Source organism: Arthrobacter sp. JDC6 (assembly GCF_056484025.1).
The window spans coordinates 998,796-1,017,189 of the sequence record NZ_CM151278.1; the positions used below are offsets into that span (position 1 = coordinate 998,796).

General features: G+C 61.9%; 15 protein-coding genes. 11 read left to right on the forward strand and 4 right to left on the reverse strand.

Annotation, left to right across the window (positions count from 1 at the left end; translation table 11 throughout):
* The first annotated feature begins 144 nt into the window (after nt 1–144).
* The 9 genes from ACV095_RS04610 to ACV095_RS04650 all read left to right on the forward strand — a co-directional run bounded on the left by ACV095_RS04610 (nt 145) and on the right by ACV095_RS04650 (nt 11,666).
* Nucleotides 145–912 carry a hypothetical protein gene (locus ACV095_RS04610; RefSeq protein ID WP_478222997.1) on the forward strand — a complete coding sequence of 256 codons (768 nt, stop codon included), beginning with the start codon at nt 145–147 and terminating at the stop codon, nt 910–912.
* A 125-nt stretch (nt 913–1,037) separates the two neighbouring features.
* A complete protein-coding gene (locus ACV095_RS04615; protein WP_478222998.1) occupies nt 1,038–1,538 on the forward strand; it encodes a PglD-related sugar-binding protein in 501 nt (166 codons plus the stop codon).
* A gap of 161 nt (nt 1,539–1,699) precedes the next feature.
* On the forward strand, nt 1,700–3,262 hold the full coding sequence (gene istA / locus ACV095_RS04620) for an IS21 family transposase (RefSeq protein ID WP_478222999.1): 1,563 nt from the start codon (nt 1,700–1,702) through the stop codon (nt 3,260–3,262).
* Nucleotides 3,259–4,005: an ATP-binding protein gene (locus tag ACV095_RS04625; protein ID WP_462071341.1), complete on the forward strand. Its 747-nt coding sequence runs from the start codon at nt 3,259–3,261 to the stop codon at nt 4,003–4,005. Before istA ends, ACV095_RS04625 begins: the two co-directional genes overlap by 4 nt.
* A gap of 621 nt (nt 4,006–4,626) precedes the next feature.
* Nucleotides 4,627–5,904 (forward strand): O-antigen polymerase, encoded by a 1,278-nt coding sequence (locus tag ACV095_RS04630; protein ID WP_478223000.1) that lies wholly within the window; start codon nt 4,627–4,629, stop codon nt 5,902–5,904.
* A 380-nt stretch (nt 5,905–6,284) separates the two neighbouring features.
* Complete coding sequence (glmS, locus tag ACV095_RS04635; protein ID WP_478223001.1) at nt 6,285–8,177, forward strand: glutamine--fructose-6-phosphate transaminase (isomerizing); 1,893 nt, start codon at nt 6,285–6,287, stop codon at nt 8,175–8,177.
* A gap of 520 nt (nt 8,178–8,697) precedes the next feature.
* The gene (locus ACV095_RS04640; protein WP_478223002.1) at nt 8,698–9,525 is read left to right on the forward strand and encodes an MBL fold metallo-hydrolase; all 828 of its coding nucleotides are present in this window, start codon (nt 8,698–8,700) and stop codon (nt 9,523–9,525) included.
* Nucleotides 9,526–9,947: 422 nt separating this feature from the next.
* A complete protein-coding gene (locus tag ACV095_RS04645) occupies nt 9,948–11,330 on the forward strand; it encodes a MinD/ParA family ATP-binding protein (RefSeq protein ID WP_478223003.1) in 1,383 nt (460 codons plus the stop codon).
* 129 nt (nt 11,331–11,459) lie between these two features.
* The gene (locus ACV095_RS04650; protein WP_478223004.1) at nt 11,460–11,666 is read left to right on the forward strand and encodes a hypothetical protein; all 207 of its coding nucleotides are present in this window, start codon (nt 11,460–11,462) and stop codon (nt 11,664–11,666) included.
* Nucleotides 11,667–11,944: 278 nt separating this feature from the next.
* Here the strand turns inward: ACV095_RS04650 and ACV095_RS04655 are convergent, their stop codons facing one another.
* Genes ACV095_RS04655 through ACV095_RS04670 form a run of 4 tightly spaced genes read right to left on the reverse strand, consistent with a single transcriptional unit; the run spans nt 11,945 to nt 15,786 of the window.
* A complete protein-coding gene (locus ACV095_RS04655; protein ID WP_478223005.1) occupies nt 11,945–13,120 on the reverse strand; it encodes an alpha-hydroxy acid oxidase in 1,176 nt (391 codons plus the stop codon).
* Between the two features lie 23 nt (nt 13,121–13,143).
* Complete coding sequence (locus ACV095_RS04660) at nt 13,144–13,908, reverse strand: amino acid ABC transporter ATP-binding protein (protein ID WP_478223006.1); 765 nt, start codon at nt 13,906–13,908, stop codon at nt 13,144–13,146.
* Nucleotides 13,905–14,867: an amino acid ABC transporter permease gene (locus ACV095_RS04665; RefSeq protein ID WP_478223007.1), complete on the reverse strand. Its 963-nt coding sequence runs from the start codon at nt 14,865–14,867 to the stop codon at nt 13,905–13,907. Before ACV095_RS04665 ends, ACV095_RS04660 begins: the two co-directional genes overlap by 4 nt.
* 4 nt (nt 14,868–14,871) lie before the next feature.
* Nucleotides 14,872–15,786, reverse strand: a complete 915-nt coding sequence (locus ACV095_RS04670) for an ABC transporter substrate-binding protein (protein ID WP_026265685.1) — start codon at nt 15,784–15,786, stop codon at nt 14,872–14,874.
* A gap of 228 nt (nt 15,787–16,014) precedes the next feature.
* On the opposite strand from ACV095_RS04670, the gene ACV095_RS04675 reads away from it, so the two are divergent.
* On the forward strand, nt 16,015–16,713 hold the full coding sequence (locus ACV095_RS04675) for a GntR family transcriptional regulator (RefSeq protein WP_018768725.1): 699 nt from the start codon (nt 16,015–16,017) through the stop codon (nt 16,711–16,713).
* Nucleotides 16,714–16,903: 190 nt separating this feature from the next.
* Entirely contained in the window at nt 16,904–18,304 is a 1,401-nt protein-coding gene (gad, locus tag ACV095_RS04680; RefSeq protein ID WP_478223008.1) for a glutamate decarboxylase, read from the forward strand.
* Nucleotides 18,305–18,394 lie beyond the last annotated feature (90 nt).

Here is an 18,394-nt window from a genome sequence, read left to right on the forward strand (position 1 = left end):
CTTCCTGAGACGCGCGCAACAGCCTGCTGGCTTGGCCCTGCAGTTTGTTTCGGTGTTTATCGGAGCGGAGCAAGGTACCACAGGATGGCGCTAGGGCTGATTCGCCGAGTAATTTTCGCTGATCTTTCCGCCAGTATTGTGTTTGTGATCGTATTCCTGCTGATGATTCATGAGCCCGGCCGGGTCGCCGCTTTGGCCATTGCTTGGCTCGCCTCAGGGTCAATAGCGTTCATTGTGCTTGGACTTCCAGTGCTACTTCGGGGCTATGGTCCTATCCGCTGGTGGAAGACACACAGACGGGAAATAACTCCGCTTCTAGCCGACTCCACGCTGATGGATCTGGGTGCTCTCGGAGCACCGTTCTTACTCGTCGGATTTATGGGGCCAAGAAACTTCGGCCTCTACAGGGGCATCGCGAATACCGCAATGCCAGTCAGGCTTTTGCTGGATCCACTTCGGCCAGTGATTGGACGTAAGCCTGCCCGATACTTTTACCGTCAGCCAATGCTCTGGATGATAGTTCTAACCGCGATAGTCATCGCTGGGACTTGTTTCATTGCTCTCGAACTAGTGGTTCCGCGCCTCCCAATGCGACTCGGTACACTTTCTGAGCTCGTAGTATTTTCTTGTCAAGCGGCAATTTTTGCTGCCGCAAGTTTCTTGGGAACGCTTTTTTATGTTATATGTCGTAACACTGCAGCTAAGGGAACAATTCTGGTCGGCAGAATTTCGCAGACGTTGTTGGTTCTAATCATGCCCGTTGTTGGATTTTTTTTGATGGGGTTGGACGGAGCGGTTTGGGGTTTTTCGCTTTCGGCCCTCGTTAGTGGAGTGATTTGGCTGTTCTTGGCAGCTCCAAGGACTGCAACTGCAGCTGAGGAGACCCCTGCTCTCGAGGGCTTGCAGTCGTAGCGAAAGGCAGTGGGTCGTCTAGGTTTGCCCAGCGGATACAGCTCGCAATACTGGGCTAACAATTTTATTGCTAAGTTTGGTGGAGGCTGTAGCAGCCTTTTGTACCAAGGACGAAAGGAAGTTGTGTGCTGAAACCTGTCGTTGTAGTAGGCGCGGGCGGGTTTGGCCGAGAAGTTCTCGACGTTCTTGAAGCCATTAACCATCGTTCAGGTGTAGAACGTTATGAAATTCTGGGAGTGATCGACGATAGCCCGAGTGCTGCGTCTCTAACGCGGCTAGCAAAGAGGGGCTACAGACACCTGGGAAGGCTTGACGATTGGTTGGGGCGGAGAACTTCAGAACTATACGTGGTTGCGATCGGGAACCCCGCGGTCCGTAAGAGAATCTGCGTACGCGTTGCTTCGGGAAAGGTTTTAGAACCGCTCACCGTGGTCCATCCAAATGCGGTAGTTGGTTCGGAGGTGCGAATAGGAAAAGGTTCTGTTATCTGTGCAGGGGTCAACGTGTCCACGAATGTCGACATTGGTGACCACGTGCATCTCAACCCAGGCGCCATCATCGGCCACGACACAACAATTCGAAATTATGTCTCCATAAATCCCGGAGCAGTCGTATCCGGTGAGTGAATATTCGCGCTTTTGGGGTCCATCCGTCGTGTGTTCGGGGGCCAACGGCCAGAGCGCGCAGTAGCGGTCCTGGGTGCCGGTAGTGGCGTGCTTGGGGGCCACCCCAATCTAGGCTCCTTCCGTCGTGTGTATAGGGCGCACGGCGGAAGGAGTAATCATCAATGGTACGGAAGATCAGAGCGAAGCTCGTGCTGCAGTTGCGCGCCGAAGGCCTGTCAGGCCGGGCAATCGCTGCGTCGCAGGGCATGTCCCGGAAGAGCATCACGGCGGTGCTGGAGGCTGCCGACGCGGCCGGCATGGCGTGGGACGATATCGCCGACAATTCAGAGGGCGAGGTCTATGCCCGGCTGTTTCCTGGGCGGGGTGAGCATCAGAGTGTGTTCGCGCAGCCGGACTGGGACCAGGTGCATAGGGAGATGGCCCGGGTCGGGGTGACGCTGAAGCTGCTGCATGGCGAGTACGCGGATTCACGCGCGGCTGCCGGTGAGCCGGTGATGGGTTATGACCGGTTCTGCAGGACCTATCAGCGGCATGTGCTGGTCACTGGGGTGGCATCCCGGGTCGGGCACAAGGCAGCGCAGACGGTGGAGGTCGACTGGTCGGGCCCGACGATGCAGCTGACAGATCCCGTGACGGGCAAGCCGAGGACGGTGTATTTGTTTGTGGCTTGCCTGCCTTTCAGCCGGTACGCGTTCGTTGAACCTGCCCTGGACATGAAGCAGGACACCTGGTTGCGGGCCCACGTGGCGATGTTCGAGGCCTTTGGCGGTTCGGTGCCGCGGATCGTTCCGGACAACCTGAAGACCGGTGTCATTAAGCATCCCCGCGAAGGCGAGGTCGTGCTCAATGACGCTTACCGGGAGATGGCGGCGCACTATTCGGCGGCCGTGCTGCCCGGCCGTATCAGGGCACCGAAGGACAAGGCGAGCGTGGAGAACACGGTCGCCCACGTGGCTACCTGGGTCATTGCCGGGCTGCGCCAGCAGCAATTCACCGCGTTGCCGGAGCTCAGGGCCGCCATCACCGACCGGGTAGCTGCGTATAACGCGGAGCCGTTCCAGAAACGGCCAGGGTCCAGAGCCAGCGTGTTCGCGGCCGAGGAGCAGCCCCTGCTGACGGGGTTGCCGGCGGCGGCCTATGAGATCAGCCGGTGGGCCTACGGGCGCCGGGTGGGCCGGAACGGGCACGTGGTCTGGGAGAGGAACTACTACTCGGTGCCCTTCGCCCATATCGGCACCACGGTGGACCTGCGGATCACCGACCGGGTGCTTCAGGCGTACCGGGGCCACGAACGGTTGACCAGCCACCTGCTGCTGCCCGAGGGCGCGGCGAACGAGTACCGCACCAATGATGCCGACCTGCCGGCCGGCGAGCAGTACCGGCAGTGGGATCCGGAGCGGGTGCGGGAATGGGCTGGACGGATCGGCCCGGCGGCGGTGACGGTGGTCAATCGGATCTTCGAGTCCGTCCCGATCGCCGAGCAGGGCCTGGACGCGGCCCTTGCCGTGTTGCGGCTTTCCCGGCGCTATTCGGCCGAACGGGTGGAGGCGGCCTGCCGGCTTGCGTTGGCAGGCCGGGTGCGGTCCCCGAGGTATGCGCATTTGAAACCGATCCTTGCCACGGAGCAAGACAAAGCCGCCGGGTTCAGGCCTCCACGGGATGAAGGAATCGAACACGGCGGCTACGTGCGCGGCGCCGAGTACTACGCAGGCGGCGCCAAATGAGCGGGATCGATACTGAAACCAAGCGCAAGCTCCGTGAGATGGGTGCCGTCCCGATGCTCGAAGCGCTCGAGGCCCAGGACGAGGCACTCATGCTCGGCATGACCTTCGAGGAACGGCTCCGCCTGGTCGTGGACGAGGCCCACTCCGGGTTCAATCACGCCAAGGTCGAGGGGCTGATCCGACGGGCCGGGCTCCGCTACCCGGGCGCGGACCTACGCCGGCTCGACCTCGTGGACGAGCGCGGCCTCGACCGGAGCCTGATCGCCCAGCTCGGCACGTGCTCCTTCATTGAACGGCAACAGAACGTCGTCTTTCAGGGATTCACCGGGTCCGGGAAGTCCTACCTCGGGTGCGCTCTGGCCAAGCAGGCCTGTCTGCACCGGATCCGGGCCCACTACGTCCGAATGCCCGACCTCGAGGAAGCCTGGGCGCTGGCGAAGGACAAGCCCTTGGGGGCCACGAAGTTCCTGAAAAAGTACGCGGCCTTCACTTTGCTGGTGATCGACGAGTGGCTTCTCGACCACCCCGACGAGGGCATGCGCAGCATGCTCCTGGAACTGCTCGAGCGCAGATACGACACAGCTTCCACCGTGTTCTGCACCCAATACGCCAAGAAGGACTGGCACCAGCGGCTCGGCTCCGGGGTCCACGCCGATGCGATCATGGACCGCATCGTGCACAACACCATCTGGGTCGATACCGGCAACCACAACATGCGTGAACACACCACCATGACGCAATGAGAAAACGCCGGTGGGAGCCGGTGGCCCCCACGCATGCGGCCGCTGGCCCCCACCGGCAATATCACTGGCCCCCTACGGCAAGATCGACTGGCCTCCAAGCCTTCAAATACTCAGTGAGGTCACGGTGGAGTCCGGATCGCTTATTGGTGCCGGTGCGACTGTGCTACAAGGGCTGACGGTTGGAGCCGGATCAACTGTAGGCGCAGGAGGCGTAGTCACACGGGACGTGAAAACTGGTCTTGTGGTGAAAGGCGTTCCCGCCCGTTAGGGAGACGGAGTCTGGGCGGTGAAGAGGAGGCCTTAATCAGCAAGGCCCGGGCCGAGTGCAAGTGCCCTTGCCAGCTCAGGGGAGTCAGAGCTCGGTGCGCTACCGCGATGTACACCTCTAAAGCTGGGCGACGCCGTTCTATTGCTCTTTGCGTGCCAGCCACGTACGTAACGCGAGCCGTCCTGTAGGTCGCCTGATAAACTAGAAAATGACGGGGACCAGAGAATGGATCGGGCTTGAACTCTACGTGGGCGCTTTTCGTGTCTTTTATACTAATAATTTCTTCTGTTGTAGCCCGCGGAATAAATCGCGACGGAAGTCGTCCTTTGATTTGGCACAACAACGTGTGGCTCGTGACGCTTCTGTTATATGCGACAAATTTAATCGCGTACGACAGCGCATCCTCTACCGCTTGGTTGGTCCTGCTATCAGGCCTAGTGGCGTTTAACGTTGCGGCGATAATCGCTCTTCCGCGCTCTCGTGGTGGATATAGCGTAAACGAGGAAATGTTCATGGCTCAGGCGCTTGTATCGCGCCGTGTTCTGCTCTTGGCTTGCTTGGTTTATTTCATATCTTTCAGCATATATTTGTACAGCATATCCACCAACTATGGGTTGAGCGTATTGTTTAGCGATCCCGGCAGTATCCGTGCTATATCGCTCGACGGCGAGAGTTACCTTTCTAGAACGCCACAATTGGCACGATTAGGCCTCAACCTTGGGCCTGTTCTGTTTGTAATATTTGCTGTCAGGGAGTCAGTGGAAAGGCCGCTTAGGTTTTTTCCGCGGTCGTTCATGCTTGTCACCATTGTGTTCACAATGCTAGCCATGCTGCAAAGGACGAACCTGTTCATGGCTATATTGTGGTATCTAGCCTACGTTATGTCCAAGCGCTACAGCCAGGATGCGAGAACAGGTGTGCAATTTGTTGACCCAGTTAGTCGCGCGGATCGTAGTCTGAACCCCACTAAACGGCGCGGAGGGTTTGTTGTAGCCGCTATTGGCGGTTTCTTGGTTCTCATCTTGGCGTTCCAACTAATGGGAAATGCCCTCGGTAAGACTGGGCAGCAAGCCTTGTCTACTGACCGCGTAAGTTCTGAACTGGAGGCTTCGGGGCTTTCGAATATTTTCGTCTACGCGACAGCAGGAATTCCCGCATTTCTTGAGCTCGTGGATTCACCCAATGAGCAGTGGCCGCCGGACCGGGTGCCAGGACGTCAAGTTGTGGGGGACTACAACCCACAAACTTATGGAGTCGCGACCTTGGGTCCCCTGACGGATTTCATCCCCGGTATTCGTCAGTGGAATCCGATTGCTCCGTTTATGAATGTCGGAATCCTTACAAATGTTTTCACTTGGTTTGAGCATCCCTATCGCGATTTCCGGTTGGGCGGGGTGGTTGTTTTTGCGTTCCTGATGGGGTTCCTATCAACGCGGATGTACATGTATCGGTTTGCTAGTGCGCGACTGTATTGGATTTCGGCCGCCTTTTTTTCCACTCTCTTTCTATCGACTTTTGTTGCCAAAACTGGAACGGCGATTTTTTGGACGGGCATACTTTTTGTCGTGATGGTCAGCTGGCGCGGTCGTGTCGACAGTTCTCGCCACCCAAGAGTTCTGTCGCAAGAATAACGGTTATGCCAGCGGTCAGCGCTAGCAGCCGGTCGTGCTTTTCGAATTAATGTGTTCAGGTTTGGGTGCGCGGTGTGCTTGTTATAGGATGCCGACGAGTCCGTTAGTTTCCGACCTATTCAAGTCTGGGTAAGGCTGTCTAAATCGTGAATGGTATAAATTGGTTATGAAAGTTCTGCTGCCTCTTTTGGAAGGCGACGTCCCTTTAGACTGTCCCCACCGATATGTTGGTACTTGCCCGGATTGTCAGAGTGAAGGGTTGGCAGATCAAACGCCTTTTATCGTCCCCAAGCCACTGGGCACTGCCTTAGCCCGGCACCCCAAAATCGCGGTTATCTGCCTGCCCAACGTGGACTCCCAGAAATAGGTTAGAGGTTGATATGTGTGGAATCGTGGGGTATGTAGGCCGTTCGACTGACGGTGCAATTAATGGTCACAGTGCGTTGGACGTTGTCCTTGAGGGACTGCGCCGCCTGGAGTACCGCGGTTATGACTCTGCCGGTGTGGCTGTGGTGTCTGATGGCACCATTGAGGCCCGTAAGAAGTCCGGGAAGCTGAGCAACCTGATTGGTGAGCTGGAGGCCCGGCCGCTGCCGGAGACCCTGACCGGGATCGGGCACACCCGGTGGGCGACGCACGGCGGCCCGACGCACCGTAACGCGCACCCGCACCTGGCGGACGGCGGCAAGCTCGCCGTGATCCACAACGGCATCATCGAAAACTTCGCCGAACTCAAGCAGGAGTTGCTGGAGAAGGGCGTGACGTTCCTGTCCGAGACGGACACCGAGGTCGCCGCCGCGCTGCTGGCCGACATCCTGCGCAACCAGTTGGGCGGGGACCCGGCCAACGGTGGCCTGACCCGCGCCATGGAGCTGGCCTGCCAGCGCCTGGAGGGCGCCTTCACCCTGCTCGCGGTGCACGCGGACCAGCCCGACGTCGTCGTGGCCGCCCGCCGCAACTCACCCCTGGTGGTGGGCTTGGGCGAGGGGGAGAACTTCCTGGGCTCGGACGTGTCCGGGTTCATCGACTACACCCGCCGCGCGGTGGAGCTGGGCCAGGACCAGATCGTGACGATCACCGCGGATTCGGTGGCGATCACCGATTTCTTCGGCAACCCGGCCCAGGGCAAGGAATACCACGTGGACTGGGACCCGGCCTCGGCGGAAAAGGGCGGCTTCTCCTCGTTCATGGAGAAGGAAATCCATGACCAGCCCGATGCGGTGGCGCAGACCCTGCTGGGCCGGTCTGACCTGGACGGCAAGCTGACCCTGGATGAGCTGCGGATCGATCCGGAGCTGTTGAAGCAGGTCAACAAGATCATCGTGCTGGCCTGCGGCACCGCCGCGTATGCGGGTACGGTGGCGAAGTACGCGATTGAGAACTGGTGCCGGATCCCCACCGAGGTGGAGCTGGCGCACGAGTTCCGCTACCGGGACCCGATCCTGGACGAGAACACCCTGGTGGTGTCCATCTCCCAGTCCGGGGAGACCATGGACACCCTGATGGCCGTCCGGTACGCCCGGGAACAGGGTGCGAAGACCATTTCGATCTGCAACACCAACGGCTCCACCATCCCGCGTGAATCCGATGCCGTGCTGTACACGCACGCCGGCCCGGAGATCGCGGTGGCCTCCACCAAGGCGTTCCTGGCCCAGATCACCGCCGCGTACCTGCTGGGCCTGTACCTGGCGCAGCTTCGCGGGAACATCTTCTCCGGGCAGATCAAGGACGTCCTGGCGGACCTGAACAAGATTCCCGCCAAGATCCAGACCATCCTGGACAACGCCGGCCCGCTGCGCGAACTGGCCCGCAGCATGGCGAACGAGAAGTCCGTGCTGTTCCTGGGCCGCCACGTGGGCTACCCCGTGGCCCTCGAGGGCGCGCTGAAGCTCAAGGAAATCGCGTACATCCACGCCGAAGGGTTCGCCGCCGGTGAGCTCAAGCACGGCCCCATCGCCCTGATCGATGAAGGCCAGCCGGTGTTCGTCGTTGTCCCGTCCCCGCGCGGCCGCGACTCGCTGCACGCCAAGGTGGTCTCCAACATCCAGGAAGTCCGCGCCCGCGGCGCCCGCACCCTGGTCATCGCCGAGGAAGGCGACGAAGCCGTCAAGGCCTACGCCGAGTACGTCTTCTACGTCCCCGAAACCCCCACCCTGCTCATGCCCCTGCTCACCACCGTCCCGCTGCAGATCTTCGCCGCGGAACTCGCCGCAGCCAAGGGCTACGACGTGGACCAGCCCCGCAACCTCGCCAAGAGCGTCACCGTCGAATAACCGTTGCAAACTACAACTTTGCCGTCGGCCTCGCCAGCCGGAGGAGTTGATACCTGAGTACTCAGCTAGCAACTATTAGCGGAAACACAGGTACCGGGTACTGGTGTGGCGCTCGACCACGCGAACCTAGCTTTTCAGGTATGTATAGAGGCGATTACAGGTCGTTCCACTGCACGAGTTTCGCCTGGACTTCGTGATGGACGGACACGCGAAGCGTGACTGCGCCCTTTTCGGGTTTCGCGGACGCGAGGTATGGGTTTCGGATGAGACGTTCGTAACCCAGCAGGATGGGGGACTGTTGGTCGAACGGTGGGTGGGGGCATCTGTGATTTCTGTTCTTGTACGTCCAGGGGAAAGTGAAAGTATGGCTGCTGCGTGGGCGAAACTAAGCGCGCTTGCCATGAAGCCTTGATCCTTCGCTGAAGCCGTGCGCACAAGTTGACCGATGTGCCAAGAGCGTCTGGGTACAATCGGTCACCAAGACGAACACACGCTGCTTTGCTGGGAGTACGGAGAGATAATGTCGAAATGGCTCGAGGTCGGCACGGACAATCATGTACTAGTCACCGAAGGCTCCACACTAAATACCGGCTTGATTGTTGGCTCCGAACGCGCCATGGTTGTCGACACCGGTTGCGGTCCGCGCCAAGGACACGAGATCTTAGCCGAGGTCCGTCAGAAGACGGACCTCCCCCTCGTAGTGGTCAACACTCACGCGCACTACGACCACTTTTTCGGCAATGCAGCGTTTGCCCAGGCCGGCGTGACCGAGTTCTGGGCGCACCAGAACGCCGCCACTGAAATCGGCCAGCGGGGCGATCTGCAACGTCGACACGTTGCAACGCTGGAGCCTGAGATGTTCGCCGGTGAGGGAAACAGTGTTGCACTCGTGGTGCCAAACGCCATCGTCAAGGACCAACCCGTTCTCGTCGACTTGGGCGGCCTAACTGTAACCCTGTTTTATCTAGGCCGCGGCCATACCGACGGAGACCTACTGGTAGGCACACCCACGACTTTGTATGTTGGCGACCTCGTGGAGCAGGGTGCTCACCCCTCCTTCGAAGACTCCTACCCCGAAGAGTGGGCAGATGTGCTCCGACACATCTCTGCCCTGAGGCACCGCTACGAGTTCCTGATCCCGGGACATGGGACGCCGTGCAGCGATCAGTTCGTCAAAACCATGGCCAATACCATGAGCACGGCTGTTCGACAGGCCCGTCAGTCCATCCGTGACACTCCCAACGACGCCACGAAGGCCATTCCGGTTCTGCCTTATGGCCCGGAGCAGTCCCGCTGGTTCATCAGGCGACTCCAAGAGAACTGGGGCAGTAGCCAGAATGCGACATAACAAACTAAGGGCTTTTTCGACGAACCCTTGAGGTTGCTTTCCTAGTTTCTCTGCACGGGTAGTGATGGGAGCCGTACAAGCCGTGACGCGTACGTCAAACAGGTTACGGGTGGACAACCTGCCTGGTCTTGGCCAGCATTGCCACTGCCGCTTTCATAGTGGTCCTCGGCGCGATTGAATGCATTGAACCGACGTTCTCGGTGGATAAACCCGAATCTTCCCTGGTGTAGACCCGCTTCAAGAAATTGCGATCGGTTCAGGGCACGAGCCACCGCAGCCGTGGTCTCCGCCGCGCTCATCCACCATTGAACTGCACCTTTGGTCTGACGCCTGCTGGGCAGTAGCCCCGGGCCGAACCCCCTAGACTTACTGATTGAACCAGTGCCGCAGAACCGTTTGCCGAAACGTCCGGGGGGACAGACATGCCAGATCCGGCTGATCAGACTGCAGGCGCCCCAGCAGAAGATGCAGGGCAGCCGCAGCTGCGCCGACGCCGCGACCTTCGTCGTGCCGACGGCTCAGTTCAGGATGCCTGGACAGGAACCATGCCAGCCGTAACGCCCAACACCCCCAGCTCCAGCGACGCCGGGAAACCGGCCACGCGCCGCTCCTCCTGGGCGGAGGCAGCAGCGGCAGCCGACGCCACCAAGCCGTCACGCGCACCTTCGGCTGCGTCTCCGGTGTCTCCTTCCTCTTTTGCGAACCCTGCTCCGGCGAGGCCTGCTGCTGCACCGATTGCCGCAGTGCCCTCTGCCGCTTCCAGCTCAGGTGAGGTGGCTGCTGAAGCTGCCGCGCCGCCGTCGGACGCTTCCGCCGCAACGCCCTCCTTCCGCCGCAGCCGGCCCACGGTGGCCGACACGATCGCGGACGCATCGATGCCGGACTTCATCAGCTCGCCGGGGCTGTTCGTCAAGGAACAGAAGCCGCGCCCGGTTGGTGGTTTTCGCGGCGCGCTGTACAACCTGACCGGCGGCGCCTGGAACCTGGGCCCCGGACCCAAGCAGCGCCAGGAGGACGAGCTGGGCCGCCGGATTTCCCGGCAGCTCCAGGGCAGCTACAACACTGCGATCCTGAGCCTCAAGGGCGGCATCGGCAAGACCTCCACCACCGTGGGCGTGGGCCTGACCCTGGCCGAATACCGCGGTGACGCGCCCTGCGCCATCGATGCCAACCCGGACTCCGGCGATTTGGTGGAGCGCGCCCTGGGTGAGGGCATCTACCAGCAGGCCAGCCCGCGGACCATTACGGACCTGCTGGAGAACATTGAATCCATTGACTCGCTGACGGCTCTTGCCCGGTACATGCACCATGCCGGCCGGCTGCACCTGATCGCGGGGGAGCAGGACCCCGAGGTCTCGGACTCCCTGACGGCAGAGGAGTACCTGCGGATCCGCAAGCTCATCTCCGGCTACTACTCGGTGGCGCTGACCGACTGCGGCACCGGCGTAACCCACAACGCGATGAGCGGCATCCTGCAGTCGGCCGACAACCTGGTGATCGCCGCCGGCTATGCCGTTTCAGGGGCCAAGCGGGCCCGCAGCACCCTGCACTGGCTGGCCAGCCACGGCTATGAGGACCTGGCGCGGAACGCCATTGTGGTGATCACGGACAAGGACGAGGTGTCTTCGCGGGTGGACAAGGACGCGATTGAGGAGCACCTGGCAGGGATCTGCCGCGAACTCATCGCTGTGCCGCACGACCGTGGTGTTGCCGATGGTGATCTGGTGACCCTCGATGTGCTGAAGCCGGAGACACGGCGGGCCTACAAGGAAATTGCCGCTGCGATTGTGGACGGGTACCGGTAGCCACGCGGCCCGCCCTTGCGGACGGACTTGGGCATCGCTTTCAGCGACTTCCGCTCCCAGTAGTGCCGATTCCAAAGACAGGTAGCCGGTACCGGGGTAATCCGTGCTGTGGGCTCCTAGCCTTTCACCATGATGGAACTCATGGATGGCGGACGGCGCCCCCGGCGCGTGCCGAAGCGGGAAACTTTGCAGCTGGTGGGCTTCACCGCATTGTCGGTTGCTGCTGCAGCCGTGTTGCTTCCTGCCATCGGCGTCAAGGCCGTTGTGAGCGCCCTGCCGTTTGTAAGGAACACGGCGCGCCCATCGCAGCATGAGGACACTTACCTCATCAACTAGCGGTCGGCTGGTTATGTGTGTGCCGCCGTCGTCCTTCTCCCGCGCCCAAACCCGCCATCCCCGCTGCCGTTTGCTCGGGGTGCATGAATAACACCGAGTGCTGGGAACAGCGGAAGCGCAGCGTCCCGCGCTTGACTGCGGCCGCAACTCGCGCCTGAACCTGGCCACGTTCGTGGGGCCTGGATGGAACAGAAGGCCCCCAGCTCCACGCGGAAGCGTTCGACAAGAACTGCCCGCCTCCCGTCGGGGAAGCGGGCAGTTACTGAAGACAAATGCTTCTACACGAGCAGGCTCTCGGGTACGGCTGCCGTGCTGCGCCCTGCAAAGATGCTGCTGTCCAGGTCCGCAACTGAGGACTTGCCCACGAACCCCATGGCCCCCTTGAGCTCGTCCTGGAGGATTCCGAACACCCGGTTCACCGCCGGCTCCCCGCCAGTGGCAAGGGCGTAGGCGAACGGGCGCCCGGCCAGTGCTGCCTTGGCTCCCAGCGCCACTGCCTTGACGATGTCGTGGCCGCGCCGGATGCCGCCGTCGAGATAGATCTCCGCCCGGCCGCCGACAGCGTCCGCGATGGAGGGCAGGACATCGATGGTGGCGGGTTGGGAGTCGAACTGCCGGCCGCCGTGGTTGGACACAAAGATGCCGTCCGCGCCCTCGTCCACGGCCCGGGCCGCGTCCTCGGCGTCCATGATGCCCTTGATCACCAGGTTCCCCTTCCACTCGGACCGGAGCCTGGCGAAGTCCTCCCAGGTGGCACCCGGGTTCTTGTTGGTTGCCATCCAGTTGTTCATCTCGCCCATGCGCAGCGGGCGGCCGTTGATCTGGTAGTTCCCGTAGGTCATTTTCCGGCCCGTGAGCCAGCGCCACAGCCAGGCCGGGCGGGTGGCGGCATTGAAGTAGTCCGCCACCGGCGGGCGCGGCGGCATGGACAGTCCGTGGTGCAGGTCCCGTTCCCGCTTGCTCGATGAACCCACGTCACCCGCCACCACCAGGGTCTCCACCCCCACTGCCCGGGCCCGGTTGATGTAGCTGGCGGTTTCCTCCGGATCCTTCCAGAAAGCGATCTGCGCCCACAGATTGTTGGGGGCCACCTTGGCAACCTCTTCCAGCGAGCAGCCGGCCCACGCACTGTGGATGAAAATCGACCCCGCCCTGACGGCGGCCCTGGCTACGGCAGGATCCGAACCCGGGTGGAAGATGGTGAGCATGCCCATCGGTGCCACCATCAGCGGCAGCGCCAGGGAATGGCCCAGCACGGTGGTGGACGTGTTCAGGCCCCGGAGGTCCACCATTGACCGTTGGCGAAGCATCAGGGCATCGAACCGGTCCTCGTTGGCGCGCATGGTTGTCTCGTCCAGCGCGCCGCCCTCCAAGTAGTCCGAGATCATTTTCGGAAGCTGTTTCCGGGAAGCCTTGCGGTAGTCATCGATGCTGACAATCCATTTGTTTCTCAAGGGTCCTGCTCCAATGTGAAGGTCTAAATTACTTTCGCCAAGAATTGTTTGGTGCGTTCATGCTGTGGGTCGCGCAGGACGGTCCGGGGGTCGCCCTGCTCCACGATGCCGCCGCCGTCCATGAAGATCAGGTGGTCGCCCACTTCCCGGGCGAAGCCGATCTCGTGCGTGACCACGATCATGGTCATCCCGCCGTCCGCGAGCTTGCGCATCACGTCCAGCACCTCGCCCACCAGCTCCGGATCCAGGGCCGATGTTGGCTCGTCGAACAGCATCAGCCTTGGCTCCATGGCCAGTGCCCTGGCGATGGCCACGCGCTGCTGCTGGCCGCCGGAAAGGGACGCCGGGTAGGCATGCACCTTCTCGGAGAGCCCCACCCGCTCCAGGAGGACGCGGGCCCGGTCCTGGACGGCCTTCCGGTTCTCCCTCTTCACCCTGACCGGCGCCTCGCAGATGTTCTCCAGCACCGTCATATGGGGGAAAAGGTTGAAGCTCTGGAAGACCATGCCGATGTTCTCGCGCATCCTCGCCGCCTCAGCGTTGTTCTGCGCGTGCAGCCGGCCTTTCCTGATCTTCACGCCAACCGGCTGTCCGTCCACAAGGATGAACCCGCCGTCGAGCGTTTCCAGCTGGTTGATGCAGCGAAGGAACGTCGACTTGCCCGAGCCGGACGGCCCGATAATGCAGGTCACACTGCCCTTGGGAATGGTGAGGTCGATGCCCTTGAGGACTTCGAGGTCGCCGAAACTCTTGGTCACCCCCTGTGCTTCGATCATCACGTCACTCATGGCCGGGCCTCCTCTGGTGTGGTGCGGGCGTTCGCCGCCCTGGGCTTGCGGGGCCGCCGGGGGCTGCGTCCGGAAGTGATTCCGCCCCGGTTGAAGTGCCGTTCAATGAAGAACTGTCCAAGGCTCAGAACGCTGGTCACCAGCAGGTACCACATGCTGGCGGCGATAAGCAGCGGAATGGTTTTGAAGTTGGCGCTGTAGACCAGCTGCGCTGAATAGAGCAGCTCGGGGAAGGCCAGGACGCTCACCAGGGAGGTGGTCTTCAGCATGGAGATGGTCTGGTTGCCCGTTGGCGGGATGATGATCTTCATCGCCTGCGGCAGGACGATCCGGGAAAGTATCGCGAACCGGCGCATGCCCAGTGCCGTGGCCGCCTCCGTTTGTCCACGGTTGACGCTCAGGAGCCCTGCCCGGACGATCTCCGACATGTAGGCGCCTTCATTCAGGCCCAGGCCAAGTATTGCCGCCATGAAGGGGGTGATGAGCACGTTGGCATCCACCGAGAAGAACTCAAGCCCGAACGGCACGCCCACCGCAATCCGTGGGTAGATGGCGGCGATGAAACCCCAGAACAGGAGCTGGACGAAGACCGGAACCCCGCGGAAGAGCCAGACCAGGAACGCAGCGGTCCCGGCCACGATGGCGTTCGGGGCGAGCCTGGCCAGCGCCAGCAGGACGCCGACGACGATTCCCACAGCCATGGAGATGGCCGTCAGTCCCAGCGTGCGCAGGAGGCCTGTGAACAGCCGCTCCGAGGTGAACCAGCCGAAGACCACGTTCCACTCGAACCGCGGATTGGTGACGAGGGAGTAGCCCACCAGGAAGATCGCGAACAGGACGATTGCCGCCGTCAGCCACAACCCTCCGTGGCGCTGGTGCGGACGGCCCAGGAGAAGCTGGCGGTCCAGCGCGTCACCGGCGGGTGCCTTGGCGTCGGGTTCCGTGGCTGTATTGGCCATCTGGCTACTGCGCTTTGTTGAAGGCGAAGTCAGAGATTGCACCGGTGCCCACGCCCCACTTGTCGAGGATCTCCTTGTACTTGCCGCTCTTCGCGAGAGACTCCATGCCCAGCTGCACTGCCTTTTCCATGCCCGCCCCCTTCTTGAAGCCGATGCTGACGGGGGAGACGTCCTTTTCGCCGAGCAGTTCGATCTGGCCGCCCTGCTTGATGGCGTAGCCCAGGGTGGGTCCGTCGATGTAGACCGCATCGATGCGTCCGGCCGTCAGTGCAAGATTGGGGGCCTGCATATCGGGGTAGGTCATGGCCTCGATGGCTGGGCTGCCGGCGGCAGTGCACGCCTGGGACAGGGCAGGCAGGCGCTTGAGGTCCTGGAACGAACCCTTCAGCACGCCAACACGCTTCCCGCAGAGTGTGTCCAGCGTCAGGTGCTGCGGGTTGCCCGGAGCCACACCAATGCCGCTGCCTGACTGGTAGTAGTCGACGAAATCAAGCACCTTCATGCGTTCCGTCGAGGGAGACATCTGGGAAATGGCCATGTCGAACTTGCCGGCAGCAATACCGGGGATGATGCCGTCGAAGGGGCCGCTCTTAACCTCCGTCTTCAGGCCCAGCGTCTGGCCCAGGGCCATGGCAATTTCCGGGTCAATACCTTGAATGGTTGTCCCGTCCGCGGCCATGAAGTGCAGGGGAGGCGAGCTCTGGCTCATGGTGACGGTCAGGGTTCCCCTGTCCCGCGCCTCCTTGGGGAGAGCTGCGGCGGCAGCTTCGTCGACTTTGACGGCCTCCGCGGAGCTTGGGCTTTTAGGGGCATCGGACTGGGCTGAGCTGGTCATTTCGGGGTTGGAGCACCCGGAGAGAAGCACGCTCGCCATGGAAACTGCGGCGACGGTCACCAACATCGATCGAAACTGAATCATCTACACGCCTTCGGAAGTGGGGGAGGAGGGGTGGTAGGAGAGCTTCCAACCTTGATGGGCAGCTTGGCTGTGTTACAGATCACTTCGCTGTCCGGTATCATGTACCGTACATCATGCACGATTTTCTGCAAACACCCTTTTCGCCGTGTTTGGTTTGTGACGACGCGCTCGTGGAAGTGGTGTTGCGGCTGCATGCGACTGACCGAAAAATTCACATAGGATTCCGAAATGAACGCCGCTTCACCTGAAGAAGAAGTCCTGATCCCCGGCAGGCCCATGCTGGTCGACCAGGTGTTCGAGGCCATCCTGTCCCTGTTGCTCGACGACAAGATCTCCACCGGATCGCCGTTGAGCATTGACGGATTGGCCAAGCGCTTTAAAGTTTCTTCGACTCCCGTGCGGGAAGCCCTGGCACGCCTGGAAACCACCGGCATGGTCAGGCGGGAAGCCCTGCGCGGCTACAAGGTTGCGCCGGAGCCCACCGCCAGCGACATCGCCGCGCTTCTGACGTCGAGGCAGATCCTCGAGCCTGCATGCACCAGCATCGCCTGCACCAACTCAACACAGGAGCTGGTGGCGGACCTGGAAGGGTTCCACCGCGACCTTGAGGCGTCACGCCATGGCGGCGACACCTTCGCGGGGTACCGGGCCTACTGGAAGGCCGACGAAAACTTCCACCGGCGGATCGTGGAGGCAACGGACAACGAGTTCCTGCTCCGGGCCTACGGGTCCATCGAGGGAAGCATCCAGCGCTTCAGGCTGATGGTGCACAACGACATGAGCGGTGACCACACGGTGCAGGAGCACCAGGCCATCATTGATGCCTTCAAGGCCGGGGACTGCGCAGCGGCCACCGCCGCGATGAACAACCACATCGAGGGGATCAGGTCCCGCTCGCTGAGCCTGAAGAAATTCGGCCAGCAGTAGGTCTCTGCCGGCCCTTTTGTACGGTGCGGCTGGCACCCTGGTGCGTCCCGCCGTCGTACTCCTGCCGCGCCCAAACCCGCCGCCCTGCTGCCCTATGCTCCGGGTGCATGAATAATACGGAGTGCTGGGAACAGCGGAAGTGCGGCCCCAGGCGCCTGCCTGCGGACGACGGCGGGCGAAGGAACTGGACATGACGAGGTCACACCGGAGCGAACGGCACGAGCCCGAAACGAGCGTGGAGCTGAACCCGTTGTTCAGCCGGCCGGGGGAGTCCACCCTCTTTCCGCGCTTCACCATCCCGGACGGGGAATCGCTGCCGGGCACCGCCTACCAGGTGGTCCACGACGAGGTGATGCTGGACGGCAACTCGCGCCTGAACCTGGCCACGTTCGTGGGGACCTGGATGGAACGGGAAGCATCCCAGCTGTACGCGGAAGCGTTCGACAAGAACATGATCGACAAGGACGAGTACCCGCAGACCGCGCTGATCGAAACCCGGTGCTGGCGGATGCTCGCGGACCTGTGGAACGCCCCGGATCCTGCGGCGGCCATCGGCACCTCCACCATCGGCTCCTCCGAAGCCTGCATGCTGGCCGGCCTGGCCCTCAAGCGCCGGTGGCAGCACCGCCGCCGCGCAGAGGGCAAGCCCACGGACGCACCGAACATCGTCCTCAGCTCCGCCGTGCAGGTGTGCTGGGAGAAGTTCTGCAACTACTGGGAGGTGGAAGCCCGCTACGTCCCCGTGTCCAGGGAACACCCCACCCTGGACGGCCATGACCTGGACCGCTACGTGGATGAGAACACCATCGGCGTGACGGCCATCATGGGAGTCACCTACACCGGCGCCTACGAACCCGTGGAGCAGATCTCCGCCGCGCTGGACCGCATCCAGGCCGCCACGGGCCTGGACATCCCCATCCATGTGGACGGCGCCTCCGGGGCCATGGTGGCGCCGTTCCTGCAGCCGGAACTGGTGTGGGACTTCCGGCTCCCCAGGGTGGCCTCCATCAACACCTCCGGCCACAAGTACGGGCTGGTGTATCCCGGCCTGGGCTGGATCGTCTGGCGGGACGAACAATCCCTCCCCGACGACCTGGTGTTCCACGTCAGCTACCTGGGCGGGGACATGCCCACCTTCGCCCTGAACTTCTCCCGGCCCGGCGCCCAGGTGCTGCTGCAGTACTACCTGTTCCTCCGCCTGGGCTTCGCCGGCTACAAATCCGTGCAGGCCAGCTCCCGCGACGTCGCCCTGTACCTCTCCCACGAGATCGGGAACATGGACGCCTTCACCCTCTGGAGCGACGGCTCCGATATCCCGGTCTTCGCCTGGCAGCTCACCGACGGCCACGCCAGAAACTGGGACCTGCACCACCTGTCCGAACGCCTGCGCATGAACGGCTGGCTGGTCCCGGCCTACGCCCTGCCCGAAGGGCTCAGCGGCATCACGGTGCAGCGGATCGTGGTCCGCAACGGCTTCACCCGGGACCTCGCCTCCAGCTTCCTGGACGACCTCAAGAAAGAAGTGGCCTACCTGGACGCCCTGGCCTCGCCCATGCCCACCGACAAGCACAAGGAAGCGTTCCACCACTAGGTATCGCTGTCCGCAGATTGAAGTATCTGGTTACTGGTCCAATTTTCCGGCCAGGCGCATAACCTTCATCCATGCTGAACACCATGCTTA

Bases quoted from the DNA above. Each gene is read 5' to 3' on its own strand.
- istA (WP_478222999.1), top strand. From the start codon at position 1,700: ATGGTACGGAAGATCAGAGCGAAGCTCGTGCTGCAGTTGCGCGCCGAA.
- ACV095_RS04625 (WP_462071341.1), top strand. From the start codon at position 3,259: ATGAGCGGGATCGATACTGAAACCAAGCGCAAGCTCCGTGAGATGGGT.
- glmS (WP_478223001.1), top strand. From the start codon at position 6,285: ATGTGTGGAATCGTGGGGTATGTAGGCCGTTCGACTGACGGTGCAATT.
- ACV095_RS04640 (WP_478223002.1), top strand. From the start codon at position 8,698: ATGTCGAAATGGCTCGAGGTCGGCACGGACAATCATGTACTAGTCACC.
- ACV095_RS04645 (WP_478223003.1), top strand. From the start codon at position 9,948: ATGCCAGATCCGGCTGATCAGACTGCAGGCGCCCCAGCAGAAGATGCA.
- ACV095_RS04650 (WP_478223004.1), top strand. From the start codon at position 11,460: ATGATGGAACTCATGGATGGCGGACGGCGCCCCCGGCGCGTGCCGAAG.
- ACV095_RS04660 (WP_478223006.1), bottom strand. From the start codon at position 13,908: ATGAGTGACGTGATGATCGAAGCACAGGGGGTGACCAAGAGTTTCGGC.
- ACV095_RS04665 (WP_478223007.1), bottom strand. From the start codon at position 14,867: ATGGCCAATACAGCCACGGAACCCGACGCCAAGGCACCCGCCGGTGAC.
- ACV095_RS04670 (WP_026265685.1), bottom strand. From the start codon at position 15,786: ATGATTCAGTTTCGATCGATGTTGGTGACCGTCGCCGCAGTTTCCATG.
- ACV095_RS04675 (WP_018768725.1), top strand. From the start codon at position 16,015: ATGAACGCCGCTTCACCTGAAGAAGAAGTCCTGATCCCCGGCAGGCCC.
- gad (WP_478223008.1), top strand. From the start codon at position 16,904: ATGACGAGGTCACACCGGAGCGAACGGCACGAGCCCGAAACGAGCGTG.